Consider the following 18702-nt stretch of genomic DNA (forward strand, 5'->3'; position numbering starts at 1 on the left):
GTGTCGTCCCGGTGCCGCCGCTCCTCGGTGCACCCGGGCCCGTCTCGTCCGCGTCGGCCGCGTACGGGCCGCCCGGTGGCGGGGGCGCGGCGGGGGTGCGCGGGGAACGAGGGGCTCTGGGTCGGTGCACCTGTCCAACTTAGGTCTGTTTATGTGGAGAATCCGGCGTGGGACACGCCGTCGGAGCAGGCTTGGGCATGCGTTCGAGAGGGCCGCCGGGGTGGGGGCGGGTACGGCTTAGACTGGGGGATCGGCCGGGTTTCCGTACCGCCCCCGGCTCCTGGCCCTCTCCACATACGGGAAGTCGCAACGTGTCGCTCACGATCGGAATCGTCGGTCTGCCGAATGTCGGCAAGTCGACCCTGTTCAACGCCCTGACCAAGAACGACGTGCTGGCGGCCAACTACCCGTTCGCCACGATCGAGCCGAACGTCGGCGTCGTGGGCGTCCCGGACCCCCGCCTCGACCAGCTCGCGGAGATCTTCGGCTCCCAGAAGACCCTCCCGGCGACCGTCGACTTCGTCGACATCGCGGGCATCGTGCGCGGCGCCTCGGAGGGGGAGGGGCTCGGCAACAAGTTCCTCGCGAACATCCGTGAGTCCGACGCGATCTGCCAGGTCATCCGCGCGTTCAAGGACGAGAACGTCGTCCACGTCGACGGCAAGGTCTCGCCCAAGGACGACATCGAGACGATCAACACCGAGCTGATCCTCGCCGACCTCCAGACCATCGAGAAGGTCCTGCCCCGGCTCCAGAAGGAGTCCCGGATCAAGAAGGACGTCGGGCCGAAGGTCGCGGCCGTCGAGGCGGCCAAGGAGATCCTGGAGCGCGGCGACACCCTGTTCTCCGAGGGTGTCGTCCAGGGCGGTGAGCGCGCGGCACTCCTCCACGACCTGCACCTCCTCACGGCCAAGCCGTTCCTCTACGTCTTCAACGTGGACGAGGACGAGCTGACGGACGACGCGTTCAAGGACGAGCAGCGCGCCCTCGTCGCCCCCGCCGAGGCGATCTTCCTCAACGCGAAGCTGGAGGCGGACCTCGCGGAACTCGACGAGGCCGACGCCCTGGAACTCCTCGAATCGGTGGGCGCCGAAGAACCCGGCCTCGCCACCCTCGCCCGCGTCGGCTTCACCACCCTCGGCCTCCAGACCTACCTCACCGCCGGCCCCAAGGAATCCCGCGCCTGGACCATCAAGAAGGGCGCCACCGCCCCCGAGGCCGCCGGCGTCATCCACACCGACTTCCAGAAGGGCTTCATCAAGGCGGAGGTCATCTCCTTCGCCGACCTGGTGGAGACGGGGTCGGTGGCGGAGGCTCGCGCGAAGGGGAAGGCGCGGATGGAGGGCAAGGAGTATGTGATGCAGGACGGGGATGTGGTGGAGTTCCGGTTCAACGTGTAGTGCGTGACTTAGCATCACATCGCTGATCTGGCAAACATGCAGGTCAAATGGGGTCCAGTCTTTCGAGGCTGGACCCCTTGGTTTTTCCGGTGCTGGTTTCGTGCTGGTTCTGGCTGAAGACTTCGCGGTGCGGCGCATCCGCCTTCAGGACGAGGGCCGCGCTCGCCACCCCCCGCCCGTGCCCGCTCCCCGTAGCCCCGCGGACGGCTTGCCGTGACAATCGCCCGGTGAATTCTGTGCACTTGGGGAAGCGCTGGGGGCATATCCAGTGGGTGAGGTCCGCCCCGAGCCGGGCGGATCGCTCAGGGAGAGAGGTCGAGTACGCGGACGCCGACCCCGTACCAGTCCTTGGGTTGGACGGTGGCGACGCGTGCGCCGTCCAGGCGCTCGGGGCTGGGCATGGCCACATGGTGGGTGTGGCACCAGCCCAGAGGTCGCTCGTGGCCCGAGGCGGCCAAGACGGCGGCGAGATCGAGCGGATGAAAAACCACCTGGTCGAGCATGCCGAGGTGCCCGGCGAGTCCGGTGCGTACCCGGTCCGCTTCGGCGAGTGTGGCAAGCGCGACGTGGATGCGCCAGGCCCCGGTCTCGGCTGCCTGGTACAGAAGGCGGGAAGCCAGGACGTTGCCTGAGCCCAGAGCGAGCAGTGCGCTGTCGTCGAGGACTACATCGACAGGGGCGACAGGGTTCACGCGGCGCTGCCGAGCCGGCGCGTGAGCTCGTCGTCCGCTGCGCGGTCCTGCTCCGGATCCGGGGCGTAGCCGGAAAGAGCCTGGAGGACTTCGAGGGTCTTCGCGACCTGCTCGTCCCGCTCGCTCTGCGTGAGGGTGTGCGTGGCGAATTCGCCGACGAGCCCTGCGATCGTGGTGTCCTTCTCGGCGGCCAGGATCGCCAGCCGGTCCCGGATGCTGCTCTCGACCTTGATCGTTGTGTGTGCCATGACTGAGAGAATACATCGGGTATACCCGCCTGGAGAGCTGATGGAAGAAAGCTGCTTGCGCCTCCTCGTTCAAGGACCGAGAGGCGTCGGCCACGTCAGCGCGAGCGGCTGCGAGATCTTGCGGCGTGAAGGCGCCATGCTCCGCCTGAGTGATCGGCACCTTCTTGGAGGCTGTACCGGCACCGTAGTGCGGTAGGGCGGGAGTGGATGGGTATTCGGCACGGTCGATGCACGTGGTGGGAAGATGCGGGAAGCGTGAGAGAGGGGCGGGGCCGGTGGGGCGTGGGGAGCGGGACGCGGTTGCCAGGGGAGTGCGGCTGTACGGGGCGGCGCGGGGGGTGGTCGATGACCACGCCAAGGCCGTCGACGCGGTACGGGCGGCGCTGGGGCCGATCCATGACGCGGCGGTGAAGCGGGAGTTGGAGGCGATTCCCGTCGCCCGGTTGCAGGACGTCACGGAAGGGCGTCTGCGGCTGGGGAGTGTGGAGAAGAGCGGCCTGCCGACAGTAGGCGGTGTCCTTGAGGCGGGGCCCTATCGGCTGCGGCAGATTCCCGGGGTGGGGCAGCGCACTGTCGATCAGATGCTTGCGGCGGCCCGACGGCTTTCCGAGGCTGTGCAGGAGACGGTGGCCGTGCACATCGATGTGGACCGGCAGGAGGCGAGGACCACCGCACTCGTGCTGGCCTTGCGGGTTCTGGTGGAGGCGGGGCCGGAGACCCGGCGCGCGGTGGACCGGGCCGTGGCCTTGTCGGAGCGGCTCGGCCCGCTGCTGGCCGACGCGAAACCCGCCGCCGGGCGCTTCAGGATGCTGCTGGCGGGCCAGGAGAAGAGGGCGCGCGCCCTGGCGGCGGTCGACGAGATCCGCTCGGTGGTGGACGAGGCGGAGCAGGCCGGCCTGCCCGAGCTGCTCGCCCAGGCATCGGTGGACCTGCTGCGCGGACCCTCGTCCGACATCGCGGCCTGGGTGGACTTCGAACTCCGTTCCGCCGAGTACTACAGCCTGCTCGCCGAGATCTCCGGCCGGCAGCCCGACACGGCCGCCGTCGAAGGCTTCCTGCCGGAGGAGATCGCCGAGCGGGTACGGACCCAGCAGCTCGACGACTCGCACCGGCGGGTCTCCCTGCGCGGCTACCAGGAGTTCGGCGCACGCTTCGCCCTCGCGCAGCGCAAGGTGATACTCGGCGACGAGATGGGCCTCGGGAAGACCATCCAGGCGATCGCCGTGCTGGCACACCTGGCCGCCGAAGGGCAGAGCCACTTCATGGTCGTCTGCCCGGCGAGCGTGCTCGTGAACTGGACCCGGGAGATCGAGGCCCGCAGCGCCCTGCGCGTCATGGTGCTCCACGGCCCCGACCGGCACTACGCGTTCGCCGACTGGAAGGGGCGGGGCGGGGTGGGGGTGACCACGTTCGACGCGCTGCGCGGCTTTCCGGCGCCCGGCGGCGGGGAGGTCGGACTGCTCGTCGTCGACGAGGCGCACTCCGTCAAGAACCCGAAGGCCAAACGGTCCCAGACGGTCGCGCTGTGGACGGAGCGCTGTGAGCGCAGCCTCTTCATGTCCGGGACCCCGATGGAGAACCGGGTCGTGGAGTTCCGCAACCTGGTCCGGATGCTCGACGCGGGGGTCGCGGACTCCCTGGGAGAGCGGGACGCCCTGGCGGGCTCGGTCGCCTTCCGCAGAGCCGTCGCCCCGGTCTACCTGAGGCGCAACCAGGAGGACGTGCTGACGGAACTCCCCAGTCTCCAGCACACCGACGAGTGGGGGGAGTTGAGCGCGTCGGACGAAGAGGCGTACCGCGACGCCGTGCGCGCCGGAAACTTCATGGCGATGCGCAGGGCCGCGTACCTGCGCCCGGAGAAGTCGGCCAAGCTGGACCGGCTCCGCGAGATCGTCCAGGAGGCCGGCGAGAACGGGCAGAAGACGGTGGTCTTCTCCTACTTTAAGGACGTGCTGGGAGTGGTGCGGGCAGCACTCGCCACCGGCACCGCGGTGTTCGGTCCGCTCACCGGAAGCGTCGCGGCAGGACGCAGACAGCAGATCGTCGACGACTTCGCCGGCGCCCCGGGACCAGCGGTGCTCCTCGCACAGATCCAGGCGGCCGGCGTCGGCCTCAACATCCAGGCCGCCTCCGTCGTCGTCATCTGCGAGCCGCAGATCAAGCCGACCATCGAGCATCAGGCGGTCGCCAGAGCCCACCGCATGGGCCAGGTCAGGCCGGTTCAGGTGCACCGCCTGCTCGCCACCGGGGGAGTGGACGAACGCATGGTGCGGATGCTGGAGGAGAAGACCCGCCTGTTCGACGCCTACGCCCGCCGCAGCGTCGTGGCCGAATCCACCCCGGACGCGGTCGACGTGTCGGACACGGAGCTGGCCCGCCGGATAGTCGAGGAGGAACAGGCACGCCTGGGGATGACGGACGAGGGGCTCACGGCGGCGGAGTGAGGTGGGCCTGCGGTCCTCAGTGATCGACGCGAGCGCCGCCCGCTACCCCCACTCCACCGGCCGCCCCACCCACCCCGACACCAGCACGAGCCCCGTCTCGCGGTGGACTGTGAGGAACTCCCGCGCGAGGGACGCCGCTTCGGTGGCCGGTACGCCCACTGCCGCCGTCAGCTCCTCGCGGGCGGCCCCGTCGGCGCCTTCACGGTCGTACGCATATACGTTTCCGCCCCCGTCCGTCACGCGAATACGATGCGCCCGCACACACGTGTGAAAAACGGACCGTCCGAAACAGGAGCACGCTACCCGTGTCGACACCCCCGCCGCCCGAGCACCAGGGGCCTCAGGAGAACCCGTTCCGTGCCCCGGAGCCGGGACAGGTCCCGCCGAAGGTGCCTGTGGCGGTGGCGCGGCCGTGGGGGTACGGGCCGGGCCCGTACAGGCCGTCCGCGCAGGTCAACGGGGTGGCGATAGCGGCGCTCGTGCTGGGCCTGCTGTGTTTTCTGCCTGCCGTCGGGCTGGTCCTCGGCGTCATCGCGCTCGTCCAGATCAAGAGGCGCGGCGAGCGCGGCAAGGCGATGGCGATCGGCGGGACGGTGCTGTCCTCCCTCGGCCTCGCCCTGTGGCTCGTCGCGCTCACGACGAACGTCGGCTCCCACGCCGTGCAGGCGATCAAGGACGCCGCCCGCGTCACTCCCGTCTCCGCCCTCGGTGTCGGCGACTGCTTCGACCTGCCGCCGGGCGACACCATCGGCAGCGACGTGTACGACGTCGACAAGACCGACTGCGCCCGCCCGCACGACGCCGAGATCTTCGGCGTCGTCCCGGTGGACGAGGAGGACTTCCCGGGGCGCGCGAAGCTGCGGGACGTCGGCAACGAGAAGTGCGCCGCGCTGAAGCCCGGCTACGCGATGGACCCCTGGGCCGTGCCGGACGACGCCGACTGGTACACCCTGCTGCCGGGCCGCACCGGCTGGGAGTCCGGCGACCGCGCGATCACCTGCGTCTTCGCCCACAGCGACCTCGGCCGCACTCTCACCGGCTCGCTGCGCCGCGACGACACCAACCTCGACGACGCCCAAGTCGCCTTCCTCCAGGCGATGTCCGCGATCGACGACGCCCTCTACGCCGAGCCCGAGGAGTACGCGGACGAGGACCTGGAGGCCAACAAGGTCTGGGCCGCCGAGGTCCGTGACGCCATCGGGCACCAGGCGGCGGCCCTGGCGGCGCACGACTGGACCGCCGCCGCACAGGGCCCGGTCGACCGCCTGGTCAAGGACCTCCGCACGGCCCGGGAGTCCTGGCGCAAGATGGCGGCGGCCGACGACGAGGGCACGTTCTACGAGCACTACGACGTCGGATTCGAGTTTCTGGACGGCGCGTCGACGATCGGCGCCCGTAGCGCGCTGGGGCTGGCGGTGACGCCCCCGGCGTCTGCGGCGGGTACCGGTGACAGGGCAGACGTCTGAGGTGTGAAAGCGGCTATACCGGGGAGAAAGTGCCTGCGTAAAGGGCCACCCCCGGTTTTGTCATCACATCGAGTGGTTCTCTGGCCTTTGCTTGCATGGAGGAACCCACGGTTGCCAGGCTGTAGCTGTCTGTAAAACCTGATGGGAGCGGCCAGTGACTTTCGGTGAGCAGCCGGCGTATCTGAGGGTCGCGGGTGATCTGCGCAAGAAGATCGCCGACGGTTCGCTCCCGCCACACACCCGCCTGCCGTCCCAGGCGCGGATCCGCGAGGAGTACGGCGTCTCGGACACGGTCGCGCTGGAGGCGCGCAAGGTCCTGATGGCCGAGGGCCTGGTCGAGGGCCGCTCCGGTTCCGGGACGTACGTCCGCGAGCGGCCGGTCCCGCGCCGCATCGCCCGCTCCGGCTTCCGTCCCGTCGGCGGTGCGACACCCTTCCGGCAGGAGCAGGCCGAGGTGGACGTCCGGGGCACCTGGGAGTCCAGCAGCGAGCAGTTCGAGGCGGACGCCGGGGTCGCCGTGCGGCTCGGCATCGAGGCGGGCGAGCGTGTCATGCGCACGAAGTACGTCTTCCGCGAGTCGGGGCGGACGATGATGCTGTCCACGTCCTGGGAGCCCCTCGCGCTCACGGGGCGCACGCCCGTCATGCTGCCCGAGGAGGGGCCCCTCGGCGGGATGGGCGTCGTCGAGCGGATGCGCGCGATCGACGTCATCGTCGACAACGTCGCGGAGGAGGTCGGCGCGCGGCCCGGCCTCGCCGACGAACTGCACGCCCTCGGGGGTGTGCCGGGGCACGTGGTGATCGTCGTGCAGCGGACGTACTACGCGTCGGGGCGCGCGGTCGAGACGGCGGACGTGGTGATCCCGGCCGACCGGTACCGCGTGGCGTACCACCTGCCGGTGAGGTAGGCCCCTCCCTCTCACTCCCCCTCACTCCCCCTCACACCCCCTCTTTCTCCCTCCATTTCCGGTCGATGCTGGCTTGTTGCGCGCCTCTTGGTGAAAAGCCGTATTCGCTGCGTGAAGGTAGGGCGTAGGCTCGGGCATATGCGTATTGCGGTTTCCTCAGCGGGTGGGGCGGGCGTGAGAGGCGGAGGAGCGCGATGACCGACGGCAGCACCATCTCCCTGCCCTGGCTCGTCATACGTCAGGACGACAACGGCAACCGCTACCGCGTGGGCCGTTACGCGACGCGCGCCGAGGCCCAGGAGATCGCCGACAGCCTCGACGACACCGGCCACCGGCAGCTGTACTGGGTGGAGCAGGCGGGCCAGCACGGAGACCCGACCCGCAACTGACCCCCCGGCTCCCGTAGGCTCCCGCGCATGACGGAGCGGATCGTGGTGGTCGGAGCGGCGCTGCTGGACGGCGGACGGCTGCTCGCCGCGCGCCGGAGCGCACCCCCTGAGCTGGCCGGGCGGTGGGAGCTGCCCGGCGGCAAGGTGGAGCCGGGGGAGAAGCCCGAGGACGCGCTCGTGCGGGAACTGCGCGAGGAACTCGGCGTCGACGCGGAGGCGGGGGAGCGGGTGCCGGGGGAGTGGACCCTGCGTCCGCCGTACGTCCTGCACGCCTACCTCGCCCGGCTGCGCCCCGGCTCTCCTCGGCCCGCCCCGCTGGAGGACCATGACGACCTGCGCTGGCTGACGCCTGAGCAGGTGTGGGACGTGGACTGGCTGGAACAGGACGTGCCGGCGGTGCGGGACGTGGTGGAGAGGATGACCGCGGGGGTGGAGTGAGGCGTGTGAGGGGCCGGCGGGCGGTGCGTGCCGGAGCGCGGGGGCGGGGTGTACGCCGTTCGTGCCACTGTGCGCCAGGTCGGGCGGTAAGCGAGATGCGATATCGGGTATGTGGCCACCAAACCCATGAAATCGGACATGGTGCACCTCGCTGGGCTGGGAAGTGATCGGAGTGATCGACACCGAAGGCGACTGCGCCGAGTGGACGTTCCCCGCGGACCCGGGGGCGGTGCGCGCGGCGCGTGCGGTCGTCCGGGGGAAACTGCGCGGCTGGCGGCTGGAGAGCCTGAGCGACGTCGCGGTGCTGCTCGTCAGTGAGTTGGTGACCAATTCCCTGCGGCACGCCACGGGCCCCATCGGCCTCAGGCTCGTCCGCCCCGCAGGCCTCGGTGACGTCCTCGTCGTCGAGGTCTCCGACCCGCTCCCCGACCCGCCCCGTGAACGCGCCCCCCGCCCGGAGGACGAGAGCGGCCGGGGCCTTCAGCTCCTCGCGTCCGCGTCGAGCCGTTGGGGCACACGTCCGGACGCTGCCGGGAAGACCGTCTGGTTCGAACTGGCGGTACCCGAATGACCTGCGGAAACACGCTCCGGACGACGCTGTCGGCACCCGGAGTCGGTTTTCGGCCACCGACTCGTGCCGCTCCGGGTGGTTCGAGGGTGTGTCCGCTGGTTAGAAGAGTGGAAGTGTGGGAGCGGAACGGTCCAAAAAACGCCTGGACCGTGCTGTGATCGTGAACACCGTGCCGAGCGGCCCCGTAGTGCTGGATACTGCGGGCAGCCGCCCCTGGTGACCCGTACCGGGCGCGGTGAGCTGGAGGGGACGGATCGCGTGAGCGAGATACCAGCGAAGGCCACGGAGTCGCATGACCCGTCGGACGCCGCGAGGACGGACGCCGCAGGCGGCTTCGACGATGCCGCCGGGGCCGCCCGCCCCGGTGCCGACGGGCCTCGATCAGGCGTACCCGACGCCACGGGTGACACCGTGGACGGCACAGCGCGTGACGTCACCCCCCGCACCCCCGGCCTCGTCACCCCCTCCGCCCTCTCCGACATCCCGTCCGTCGACGCCGTCTGGCAGAGCAGCCCGCCGGGCTCCATCTACGACTACATCCGCGTCGCCTCCTTCTCCATCGGCCCCGACGGGCTGGTCGGCCAGTGGAGCCTGCGTGCCGAGCAGATCTTCGGCATCCCCGCCGAGCGCGCCGTCGGAATGGACCCGATCCACGCCTTCGTAGACCCTGACCTGCGTGAACACGGGCAGCGGAAGATGGCGGAGATCCTCGACGGCCGGGAGTGGACCGGCGTCGTGCCGTTCAGGTCGCCGGACGGCGAGCGGGGTCTCGCCGAGGTGTACGTCATGCCGACGACCACGGCGGACGGTGACCGGGCCGCCGTCTGCGTCGTCGTCGACGTCCGCACGCTGCGCAGCATCGAGACCGACCTCGCCGCGTCGCAGTCGATTTTCGGCCAAACCCCGTTCGGGTTCCTGCTGATCGACCCGGAGCTGAAGATCCGGCGGGCGAACGCGCGGTTCGCGTCGCTGTTCGGAGGGGTCCCGGACGACCACAGAGGCAAGGGCGTCGCCGACTATCTGCACCGGTCCGAGGCCGAGCGGGTCACCGCGATACTGCGCCGGGTCCTGCGGACCGGCGAGTCGATCACCGACATGCACGTCACCGGGTTCGTCCCGGGCTCCCAGGAACGCCGGCACTGGTCGATCAACCTGTACCGCGTCCACAGCGGCAGCGGACGGCCGATCGGCATCGCCTGGCTCGGCACCGACATCACCGCGCGCCGGGCCGCGGCCCGCGAGGCGGCGGCGGCCCGCCGCAACCTCGCCCTGCTGAACGAGGCGGGCGCCCGCATCGGCAACTCCCTCGACCTGGAGACGACGGCCCGCGAACTCCTCGACGTCGTCGTCCCCGGCTTCTGCGACCTCGCGACCGTCGACCTCTACCAGGGCCTCCTCGCCGGTGACGAGACCCCGCCCGGACTCGCCGACGGCAGCGCCGAACTCCGCCGCGTCGCCTTCGCGTCGGCGGTCTCCGACGTCCCGTTCTCCGCGACCGGCGGCACCCCGATCCCGGTCGGCGCCGTCCACCACTTTCCGTTCACGTCCACCCGTGCGGACGCCCTGCGCACCGCGCGGCCCCAGCACATCCCCGGCGCCGAGGGCGGGCTCGTGCAGTCCACGCTGGCCGTGCCGATGGTCGCGCACGACACCGTCGTCGGACTCGCGCAGTTCTCCCGGACGAAGGGGAGCGAGCCGTTCGGGGACCGGGACCGGGACCTCGCGGTCGAACTGTCCGCGCGGGCCGCCGTCTCCATCGACAACGCGCGGCTGTACCGGCGCGAGCGGGAACGCGCGCTGATACTGCAACGGTCGCTGCTGCCGCCGGGCGACCCCGTCGCCTCCGGGCTCGACATCGCCTGCCGCTATCTGCCGGGCAACGCGGCGACCGGGCGGCCCAGCGAGGTCGGCGGGGACTGGTTCGACGTCATCGAACTCCCCGGTCACCGGACCGCGTTGGTCGTCGGGGACGTCATGGGACGCGGGCTGAGAGCCGCCGTCGCCATGGGGGAACTCCGCACCGCCGTGCGGACGTTGGCGCTGCTCGACCTCGAACCGGCGGAAGTCCTCGCCGCGTTGGACGAGATCGCCCGCGGCCTCGGGACGCCGGGAGGTGTCCAGCAGGCGACCCGTGCGGCCCGGCGGCCCCGGGAGGCGGACCTCTCCGAGGTGTACCTCGCGACGTGCGTGTACGCCGTGTACGACTCCGTCACGCGCCGCTGTACGTTCGCCAACGCCGGTCATCTGCCGCCGGTGATCGTCGAACCCGGCGAGCCCGCGCTCATGCTGGACGTGCCGCCCGGGATGCCGCTCGGGGTCGGCGGGGAGCCGTTCGAGGAGGTCGAAGTCGACCTGCCCGAGGGGGCGTTGCTCGCGCTCTACACGGACGGGCTCGTGGAGTCCCGCGATCACCCGCTCGACGAGGGGCTCCAGGCGTTCGTCGGTGCGCTCACCGACCCCGCCGAGCAGTTGGAGGACGTCTGCGATCACGTCCTCAACACCCTCGACTCCCACCACGGCGAGGACGACATCGCGCTGTTGATGGCGCGGGTTCAGGGGCTGCCCGCCGACTCCGTCGGGGACTGGACGCTGCCCCGTGAACCCCGGAGCGTGGGGCGGGCCCGGGAGTACGCTCGCGCGCAGCTCGTGAGCTGGGACCTCGAACCCCTCGTCGACACCACCGAGTTGCTCGTCAGCGAGCTGGTCACCAACGCGTTGCGCTATGGGGAGGGGGAGATCCGGCTTCGGCTGCTCCTCGACCGGACACTGGTGTGCGAGGTGTGGGACGCCGGGTTGGTGCAGCCTCGGCGGCGGCGGGCGCGGGACACGGACGAGGGGGGGAGGGGGCTCCAACTGGTTGGGCTGCTTTCTGCGGCTTGGGGGTCTCGGCGGACGCCCCGGGGGAAGACGGTGTGGTTCGAACTGCCGTTGCCGGATGGGGGGTCGACTCCGGTTGATCCTGCCGAGGCGTTGTTGAGCCTGTTCTAGGGGGTGGTTGCGAGGGTTCGGCGGGTGCGGGCCGGTGGGGCTCGTTCGCGCAGTTCCCCGCGCCCCTAAAAGATGCGCAGTTCCCCGCGCCCCTAAATAAACAGGTTGGGGCCGCCGGAGTTTCTTCGAGAGGCTCCGGCGTGATCTCTCCCCGCCGACACCTCGGCACCTCCGACCTCACCCCCCTCACCCTCGAAGCCTTCGGCCCCCACCGGCGGCTCATCGGCTCCGAACGCATGCACGGCGGCTCCAGGAAGGGCGTCTACCGGCTCCACTTGGACGACGGCTCCACCGCTGTCGCCTATGTCTGGTCGCCGAACGAGAGCTACTGGGACGGCGACCAGTCCTCCGCCACCGGACTCGACCTCCTCCTCGCCGCCCACGACCGCCTCACGGCCGTCGGTGTGCGCAGCCCCCGTGTGCTGCACGTCGGGACGGACGCGGTCGTCGTCGAGGACGTCACTGGAGGGACGCTGGAGGACGCGCTGCGAAGTAGCCCTGACCATCCGGCACTTGACCGGCTGTCGGAGGCCCTGCGGGTCATGCACGTCCATGAGGGGCCCCGGTACGGGAAGGTCGGCCTCGTGGACGCGGGGGGTACTTCCGACGGGACCTCTTGCGAACAGGTCGTCCGGGACGGGGCGTTGAGGGAACTGGCCAAGGGCGTGGTGCTGGAGCCGCGCCTCGCGGCTGTGCGTGAGCGCCTCACCGAGCGGATCGAGGAGTTGTACGCGGTGATCGAGCCCCGGAGCCGGTACGCGCTCATCCATGGGGAACTCGGCGCGGATCATGTGCTGTTGACGGCGGACGGCGAGCCGGTGCTGATCGACATCGAGGGGCTGATGTACTTCGACGTGGAGCAGGAGCACGTTTTTTTGAGGCTCAGGTTCGGGGACCGGTACGAGCGGCTGTGGCGGCCCGAACTGGATGGCGACAGACTCCTGTTCTACCGGCTGTGCATGCATCTCGGCCTGGTGAGCGGTCCGTTGACGCTGATCAGGGGAGATTTTCCGAACCCGGAGTTCATGCGGGGGATCGCGGAGTACAACTTGGGAGAGCTGCTGCGTCTCCTGAACGGGGCCTCCTGAAACCGGCCGCCAAATCCTTCACCGGAATTTCATGTCGGCTTCATTGCCCGGGGTTCGCCTGTTTGTTGTGCGGCCCCTGCGCACACCCTAGCGTCCACATCTCCTAACTCTGTGAGGATGCTCCCCTGATGCGATCGCTACTCACCAGCAAGGCCGTCCGTCGCGCACTGCGCCCGGCCGCAGAACTCATCGACCAGCGCATCGAGCGGCAGGTCCGCAAGGCCGTGAAGAGCGCCGGCCCCGCGGCGGACATCCAGCGGGAGCTGAAGCGGCTGCGCGATCGCCAGCGCCCGATGGAGCTGTTCTTCGACGGCACGGGGCGCGGCGTCTCCCGGATGCCGGGCGGGGAGCACCTCGACAAGGCGATCGGTGAGCTGACCGTCGTCACCGGGGACCGGGACGGCGCCGAGCGTGCCGTCGCCCAGGCGTTCCGCCTGCTCATCGCCGTCGAGGCGCTCGGCGTCGGCCGGATCGCGGGCGGCACGATGAACATCGTCGGCAAGCTCTCCGCCGTCCCCCTCCTCGACCCGCCGAACGACGACGTCCTGGAGATCGGCACGCTGTACGGCATGTTCAGCGCCGCCCTCATCCGCATGCTGGAGCGCGCGGGCCGCGACCCGAGGCTCACGATCGTCGACCCGCTGGCCGGCACGCAGCTCCAGCCGGGCACCACGATGGGCGACGACGCGACGGGCACGCCGGTGCGCGGGGCGGCTGTCCGCACGAACCTCGCGCTGGCCGGTGCGGCCGGGACCGCCGCCCGGATCCAGCAGGGCTTCTCCGAGGACCCCGAGGTCCGTGCGCTCGTCTCCGACCGCGAGTACGGGGTCGTCATCGTGGACGGCGACCACTCCGCGAACGGCGTCGCGCAGGATCTGGAGTGGGTCGAGGAGATCATCGCGCCGGGCGGGATCGTCGTCCTCGACGACTTCGGGCACCCCAAGTGGCCTGGGATCAAAGAGGCGTTCGAGAAGCACATGGCCGGGGAGACGCGGCTTGAGTTCCTCGGGTCCGTGGCGCACTCGGGGTACCTGCGGGCGAAGAAGGACTAACTCCTGCGGCGGATCTTGCTGCCCAGCCACACCAGCGGGTCGTACTTGCGGTCAACGGCCCGTTCCTTCAACGGGATCAGCGCGTTGTCGGTGATGTGGATGCCCTCGGGGCACACCTCCGTGCAGCACTTGGTGATGTTGCAGTAGCCGAGGCCGTGTTCGTCCTGGGCCGTGCGTTTGCGGTCCAGGCCGGACTCCTCGGCCGCGTCCAGCGGATGCATGTCCAACTCCGCGACCCGCATGAGGAATCGGGGGCCCGCGAACGCCGTCTTGTTCTCCTCGTGGTCCCGGACGACATGACAGGTGTCCTGGCACAGGAAGCACTCGATGCACTTGCGGAACTCCTGCGGGCGGTCCACGTCCTCCTGCGTCATCCGGTACTCGCCGGGCCCCAGCTCCGGCGGTGGCACGAACGCCGGAACCTCCCTGGCCTTCTGGTAGTTGAAGCCGACGTCCGTCACCAGGTCACGGACCACGGGGAAGGCCCGCAGCGGGGTGACGGTGATGGTCTCCGTCCGCTCGAACACCGACATGCGGGTCATGCACATCAGCCGGGGGCGGCCGTTGATCTCCGCCGAGCACGAACCGCACTTGCCCGCCTTGCAGTTCCAGCGGACGGCCAGGTCCGGGGCCTGGGTCGCCTGGAGGCGGTGGATGATGTCCAGGACCACCTCGCCCTCGTTGGCCTCGACCGTGAAGTCCGCCAGGCCGCCGCCTCCCGTGTCACCCCGCCACACCCTGAAACGGGCCTCGTAGCCGCTCATTCGTACAGCTCCTCCTCGGCGAGGTACTTGACCAGCTCCTCCTTGTCGAACAGGGCGAGCAGGTCCGGGCGGATCGGGGTGGTCGTCTCACGGGTCAGGGCGATCTGGTCACGCTCGGTCAACTCGCCTGCTTCGTCGCGGAGTTCGCAGATCAGATTGACGTTGCGCCAGGACCGCTCCATCGTCGGGTGGTCCTCGCGGGTATGACCGCCCCGCGACTCCGTCCGCTCCAGCGCCGCCCGCGCCACGCACTCACTCACCAGCAGCATGTTCCGCAGGTCCAGAGCGAGGTGCCACCCCGGGTTGAACTGCCGATGCCCCTCGACCCCGGCGCGACGTGCCCTGACCCTCAACTGGGCCAGCTTCTCCAGAGCTTGGGCCATCTCTCCCTCGCGGCGGATGATGCCGACGAGGTCGTTCATGGCTTGCTGGAGTTCCTGGTGGAGGGTGTAGGGGTTCTCGGGGGCGTCCCCCGCCGCCACCCCCTCCTCCGCCGAGAACGGCCTGAGCGCCTCCGCAGCCGCCCCCTCCACCGCCCCCTGAGCTGTCACCGGCCGTGTCTCCAGGTCGTCCACGTAGTTCGCCGCGTGCCAGCCCGCTCGCCGCCCGAACACCAGGAGGTCGGAGAGGGAGTTGCCGCCGAGGCGGTTGGAGCCGTGCATGCCGCCCGCGACCTCCCCCGCCGCGAACAACCCCGGCACCCCGCGTGCGGCGGCCGTGTCGGAGTCGACGGCGATGCCGCCCATGACGTAGTGGCAGGTGGGCCCGACCTCCATGGCCTCGGAGGTGATGTCGACGTCGGCGAGTTCCTTGAACTGGTGGTACATGGACGGCAGCCGGCGCCGGATCACGTCGGCCGGCATCCGGGTGGAGACGTCGAGGAAGACCCCGCCGTGCGGGGACCCCCGGCCCGCCTTGACCTCGGAGTTGATCGCGCGGGCCACCTCGTCGCGCGGCAACAGCTCAGGCGGGCGACGGTTGTTGTCGGGGTCGTCGTACCAGCGGTCGCCCTCGGCCTCCGACTCGGCGTACTTCTCCTTGAAGACGTCCGGGATGTAGTCGAACATGAACCGCTCGCCCTCGGAGTTGCGCAGCACCCCGCCGTCCCCGCGCACCGACTCGGTGACGAGGATCCCCTTCACGGACGGCGGCCAGACCATCCCGGTCGGATGGAACTGCACGAACTCCATGTTGAGCAGCGGCGCCCCGGCGAGCAGCGCGAGGGCGTGTCCGTCGCCGGTGTACTCCCAGGAGTTGGACGTCACCTTGAACGACTTGCCGATGCCGCCGGTCGCGATGACGACGGCCGGCGCCTCCAGCACGAGGAACCGCCCCGACTCACGGTCGTACGCGAACACCCCGGAGATCCGGCCGTCCGAGGATTTCAACAGCCTTGTGACCGTGTGCTCCTGAAAGACCTTCAGGTTCGACTCGTAGTCGCCGGTCGCCTTGTGGTCCTCCTGCTGGAGGCCGACGACGCGTTGTTGCAGGGTGCGGATGAGTTCGAGGCCGGTGCGGTCGCCGACGTGCGCGAGGCGGGGGTACTCGTGGCCGCCGAAGTTGCGCTGCGAGATCCGGCCGTCCTTCGTGCGGTCGAAGAGGGCGCCCCAGGTCTCCAACTCCCAGACCCGGTCCGGTGCTTCGCGGGCGTGCAGCTCGGCCATCCGCCACTGGTTGAGGAACTTGCCGCCGCGCATGGTGTCCCGGAAGTGGACCTGCCAGTCGTCCCCCGAATTGACGTTCCCCATCGCCGCCGCGATTCCGCCCTCGGCCATCACCGTGTGCGCCTTGCCGAACAGCGACTTGCAGATGACGGCCGTCCGCGCACCCCGTTCACGCGCCTCGATCGCGGCCCGCAGCCCAGCGCCGCCGGCCCCGATGACGACGACGTCCCACTCCTGCCGGTCGACCACGGACATCAGAAAAACCTCGGATCATCGAAAACGCCGGACGAGACCAGGTACACGTAGAAGTCGGCGACACCGACACTCACCAACGAGGCCCAGGCCAGCAGCATGTGACGGTTGTTCAGCTTGCCCACGAACTGCCAGGCCCGGTACCGCACCGGATGCTTGGAGAAGTGCCTCAGCTTGCCGCCGACGATGTGCCGGCAGGAGTGGCAGGAGAGCGTGTAGGCCCAGATCAGCGTGATGTTGACGAGGAAGACCAGGGAACCCAGGCCCATGTGGCCCCAGTTGTAGTGCTCGTCGCGGAACGAGAGGACCGTGTCGTAGGTGAGGATCCCGGCGACCGCGAGCGCCGCGTAGAAGAAGTACCGGTGCAGGTTCTGGAGGATGAGCGGGAACCGTGTCTCGCCGGAGTACTTCGCGTGCGGTTCGGCGACCGCGCAGGCGGGCGGTGACGCCCAGAAGCCCCGGTAGTACGCCTTGCGGTAGTAGTAGCAGGTCAGCCGGAAGCCCAGCGGGAAGACGAGGATCAGGATCGCGGGGGACAGCCCCCACCAGCCCCCGAACAGCTCGGTGTTGGGCCCCGAGCGCATCGGGGCGCAGTTCTCCGCGAGGCACGGCGAGTAGAACGGCGAGACGTAGGGCGCCGCGTAGTAGTCGGCGTTCGCGAACGCCCGCCACGTCGAGTACACGACGAACGCGAGGAGCCCCGCGGCCGTGGCGGCGGGCGCCAGCCACCAGCGGTCCGTGCGCAGATGGGGGGCCGTGATCGCCGCGCGGGTCGGGGCGTGGACGCCGCCCCGGGATGAACTGGGGTCCGTACCGGGTTCCGTGTCGGTTGCCAAGGATGACTCCCGTCGGTGTGCAGGTTCAGTGGCGGTTGCCCACTCCCTCGTCGTCCGAGTCCGTCCACAGGGTGCTGTCGTACGGGGTGTCGGAGATGGGGAGCAGGTCGGGACGGCGGGGCGGGGCGGGCGTCGTCTCGCGCAGGAGCGCCAGGCTCTCGCGCAGGTGGTTCGCGTCGGAGCGGACGCGGCGCAGCTCCAGCGAGCCGGGGTCGGCCTGCTTCTCCAGCCGGCCCACGGCGCGCAGCAGGTCTTCGAGACAGCGCTCGACCGACGTCAGTTCGTCGTGCACGGACATGACGCAACCTCACTTCCGTGGGCGGACATGACGTTCATGCGCCTGCGAGTGTCGCGCGTCACACCCACCGCTGGGAAGCGGTGTGCACGGATTGGGTGGCGCGTGGGGCGCACGGGATCCGATGTGCGCCGGGGCATTGCGCCGTGCGGGTGGCCTTCTCCCCGGCCTCCGTCGTGTCGGGAGCCCTCCCCGGGCCCCTTCCTCTTCAGTGGCGGCGTACGTCCACCCGTACATCCGATCAGGAGTTGATCGGACTTTATGTCGAAGATCCGCGTGAGCGGTCCGCGGAGCCGGAGGTAACAGCGATGTCCGACGTCAGCAACCGCGCGATCACGCGCTCGCTCGCCTTCCTCACCGCGAGCGCGCTAGCCGTCCCCCTCCTCACCGGCTGCGGCGCCGAGGACGAGGCGGGCAAGCCCCTCGCCGTCCAGCAGATCTCCCCGGCCGGCCGAGCCCTCGTCGCCGACGGCGGCACCCTGCGCTGGGCCGTCGACGAGGTCCCCGACACCTTCAACGCCTTCCAGTCCGACGCCACCGCCACCACCACCCGCGTCGCCCAGGCCGTCCTGCCCGCGATGTACCGCCTCGACGCCCAGGGCCGCCCGCAGCGCGACGCCGACTACCTGGAGTCCGCGAAGGTCGTCGAGACCGAGCCCAAGCAGGTCGTGCTGTACCGGCTGAACCAGCAGGCCGTGTGGAGCGACGGCCGGGAGATCGGCGCCGCCGACTTCGCCGCCCAGTGGCGTGCCCTGTCCGGCAAGGACTCCGCGTACTGGACGGCCCGCAACGCCGGGTACGACCGCATCGAGAAGGTCGAGCGCGGCGCCAACGACCTCGAAGTGCGGGTCACCTTCAGCCGCCCGTACGCCGACTGGCAGTCCCTGTTCTCCCCGCTGTACCCGAAGGACGTCATGGGCACCCCGGACGCCTTCAACGACGGAGCGCGCCGCAAACTCAAGGTCACCGCCGGGGTGTTCGCGCTCACCGAGGTCGACCGCAAGAAGCACCTCGTCAAGCTCACCCGCAACGCCCGCTGGTGGGGCCGCCCCGCGAAGCTGTCCGAGATCGACCTCACCGCCGTCCCGCGCGCGAAGCGGGCCGCCGCCCTCGCCGCGGGCACCGTCGACCTCGCCGACATCGACCCCGCCGACGCCTCCCGCATCACCGAGGCCGCCAAGGGCACCGGCGGCCCCCTCTCCGGCGCG

The 18702-nt window shown here is 70.2% G+C and carries 18 protein-coding genes; 11 read left to right on the forward strand and 7 right to left on the reverse strand.

All coding sequences use genetic code 11. The features are described 5' to 3' along the window. Window positions 1-311: 311 nt before the first annotated feature. Window positions 312-1400 carry a redox-regulated ATPase YchF gene (gene ychF / locus ACVNF4_RS18180; protein WP_461803877.1) on the forward strand — a complete coding sequence of 363 codons (1089 nt, stop codon included), beginning with the start codon at window positions 312-314 and terminating at the stop codon, window positions 1398-1400. 302 nt (window positions 1401-1702) lie between these two features. Here ychF and ACVNF4_RS18185 read toward each other — a convergent pair whose 3' ends face one another. After that, complete coding sequence (locus ACVNF4_RS18185; protein ID WP_461803878.1) at window positions 1703-2092, reverse strand: PIN domain-containing protein; 390 nt, start codon at window positions 2090-2092, stop codon at window positions 1703-1705. Then, window positions 2089-2340, reverse strand: coding sequence for a hypothetical protein (locus tag ACVNF4_RS18190; protein WP_461803879.1), 252 nt, complete (start codon window positions 2338-2340; stop codon window positions 2089-2091). The genes ACVNF4_RS18185 and ACVNF4_RS18190 overlap by 4 nt, the downstream gene beginning before the upstream one ends. A 275-nt stretch (window positions 2341-2615) precedes the next feature. On the opposite strand from ACVNF4_RS18190, the gene ACVNF4_RS18195 reads away from it, so the two are divergent. Continuing rightward, a complete protein-coding gene (locus tag ACVNF4_RS18195; RefSeq protein WP_461803880.1) occupies window positions 2616-4784 on the forward strand; it encodes a DEAD/DEAH box helicase in 2169 nt (722 codons plus the stop codon). Between the two features lie 42 nt (window positions 4785-4826). On the opposite strand, the gene ACVNF4_RS18200 is transcribed toward ACVNF4_RS18195, so the two are convergent. Further along, window positions 4827-5024: a hypothetical protein gene (locus tag ACVNF4_RS18200; RefSeq protein WP_461803881.1), complete on the reverse strand. Its 198-nt coding sequence runs from the start codon at window positions 5022-5024 to the stop codon at window positions 4827-4829. Window positions 5025-5089: 65 nt separating this feature from the next. On the opposite strand from ACVNF4_RS18200, the gene ACVNF4_RS18205 reads away from it, so the two are divergent. The 8 genes from ACVNF4_RS18205 to ACVNF4_RS18240 all read left to right on the forward strand — a co-directional run bounded on the left by ACVNF4_RS18205 (window position 5090) and on the right by ACVNF4_RS18240 (window position 13683). Continuing rightward, window positions 5090-6250, forward strand: a complete 1161-nt coding sequence (locus tag ACVNF4_RS18205) for a DUF4190 domain-containing protein (RefSeq protein ID WP_461803882.1) — start codon at window positions 5090-5092, stop codon at window positions 6248-6250. 154 nt (window positions 6251-6404) lie between these two features. Then, complete coding sequence (locus tag ACVNF4_RS18210; RefSeq protein WP_461803883.1) at window positions 6405-7157, forward strand: GntR family transcriptional regulator; 753 nt, start codon at window positions 6405-6407, stop codon at window positions 7155-7157. A gap of 194 nt (window positions 7158-7351) precedes the next feature. Next, complete coding sequence (locus ACVNF4_RS18215) at window positions 7352-7546, forward strand: SPOR domain-containing protein (protein WP_461803884.1); 195 nt, start codon at window positions 7352-7354, stop codon at window positions 7544-7546. 27 nt (window positions 7547-7573) lie between these two features. Then, complete coding sequence (locus ACVNF4_RS18220) at window positions 7574-7984, forward strand: (deoxy)nucleoside triphosphate pyrophosphohydrolase (RefSeq protein ID WP_461803885.1); 411 nt, start codon at window positions 7574-7576, stop codon at window positions 7982-7984. Window positions 7985-8147: 163 nt separating this feature from the next. Then, window positions 8148-8555, forward strand: coding sequence for an ATP-binding protein (locus ACVNF4_RS18225; RefSeq protein ID WP_461803886.1), 408 nt, complete (start codon window positions 8148-8150; stop codon window positions 8553-8555). A 258-nt stretch (window positions 8556-8813) separates the two neighbouring features. Further along, entirely contained in the window at window positions 8814-11543 is a 2730-nt protein-coding gene (locus tag ACVNF4_RS18230; RefSeq protein ID WP_461803887.1) for a SpoIIE family protein phosphatase, read from the forward strand. Window positions 11544-11683: 140 nt separating this feature from the next. Then, window positions 11684-12631, forward strand: a complete 948-nt coding sequence (locus tag ACVNF4_RS18235; protein ID WP_461803888.1) for a phosphotransferase — start codon at window positions 11684-11686, stop codon at window positions 12629-12631. A 128-nt stretch (window positions 12632-12759) separates the two neighbouring features. Continuing rightward, window positions 12760-13683, forward strand: a complete 924-nt coding sequence (locus ACVNF4_RS18240) for a class I SAM-dependent methyltransferase (RefSeq protein ID WP_461803889.1) — start codon at window positions 12760-12762, stop codon at window positions 13681-13683. Here ACVNF4_RS18240 and ACVNF4_RS18245 read toward each other — a convergent pair. The 4 genes from ACVNF4_RS18245 to ACVNF4_RS18260 are packed head-to-tail and all read right to left on the reverse strand — an operon-like array spanning window position 13680 to window position 17497. Next, complete coding sequence (locus tag ACVNF4_RS18245) at window positions 13680-14447, reverse strand: succinate dehydrogenase/fumarate reductase iron-sulfur subunit (RefSeq protein ID WP_461803890.1); 768 nt, start codon at window positions 14445-14447, stop codon at window positions 13680-13682. The two genes, ACVNF4_RS18240 and ACVNF4_RS18245, sit on opposite strands and share 4 nt — an antisense overlap. After that, window positions 14444-16366, reverse strand: a complete 1923-nt coding sequence (locus ACVNF4_RS18250) for a fumarate reductase/succinate dehydrogenase flavoprotein subunit (RefSeq protein ID WP_461803891.1) — start codon at window positions 16364-16366, stop codon at window positions 14444-14446. Before ACVNF4_RS18250 ends, ACVNF4_RS18245 begins: the two co-directional genes overlap by 4 nt. Further along, window positions 16366-17199, reverse strand: a complete 834-nt coding sequence (locus ACVNF4_RS18255) for a hypothetical protein (protein ID WP_461803892.1) — start codon at window positions 17197-17199, stop codon at window positions 16366-16368. Before ACVNF4_RS18255 ends, ACVNF4_RS18250 begins: the two co-directional genes overlap by 1 nt. Window positions 17200-17224: 25 nt before the next feature. Then, a complete protein-coding gene (locus tag ACVNF4_RS18260; protein WP_461803893.1) occupies window positions 17225-17497 on the reverse strand; it encodes a hypothetical protein in 273 nt (90 codons plus the stop codon). Between the two features lie 305 nt (window positions 17498-17802). On the opposite strand from ACVNF4_RS18260, the gene ACVNF4_RS18265 reads away from it, so the two are divergent. After that, a partial coding sequence (locus ACVNF4_RS18265; RefSeq protein ID WP_461803894.1) for an ABC transporter substrate-binding protein occupies window positions 17803-18702 on the forward strand: 900 nt, incomplete at its 3' end.

This window comes from Streptomyces sp. S6 (assembly GCF_054880855.1).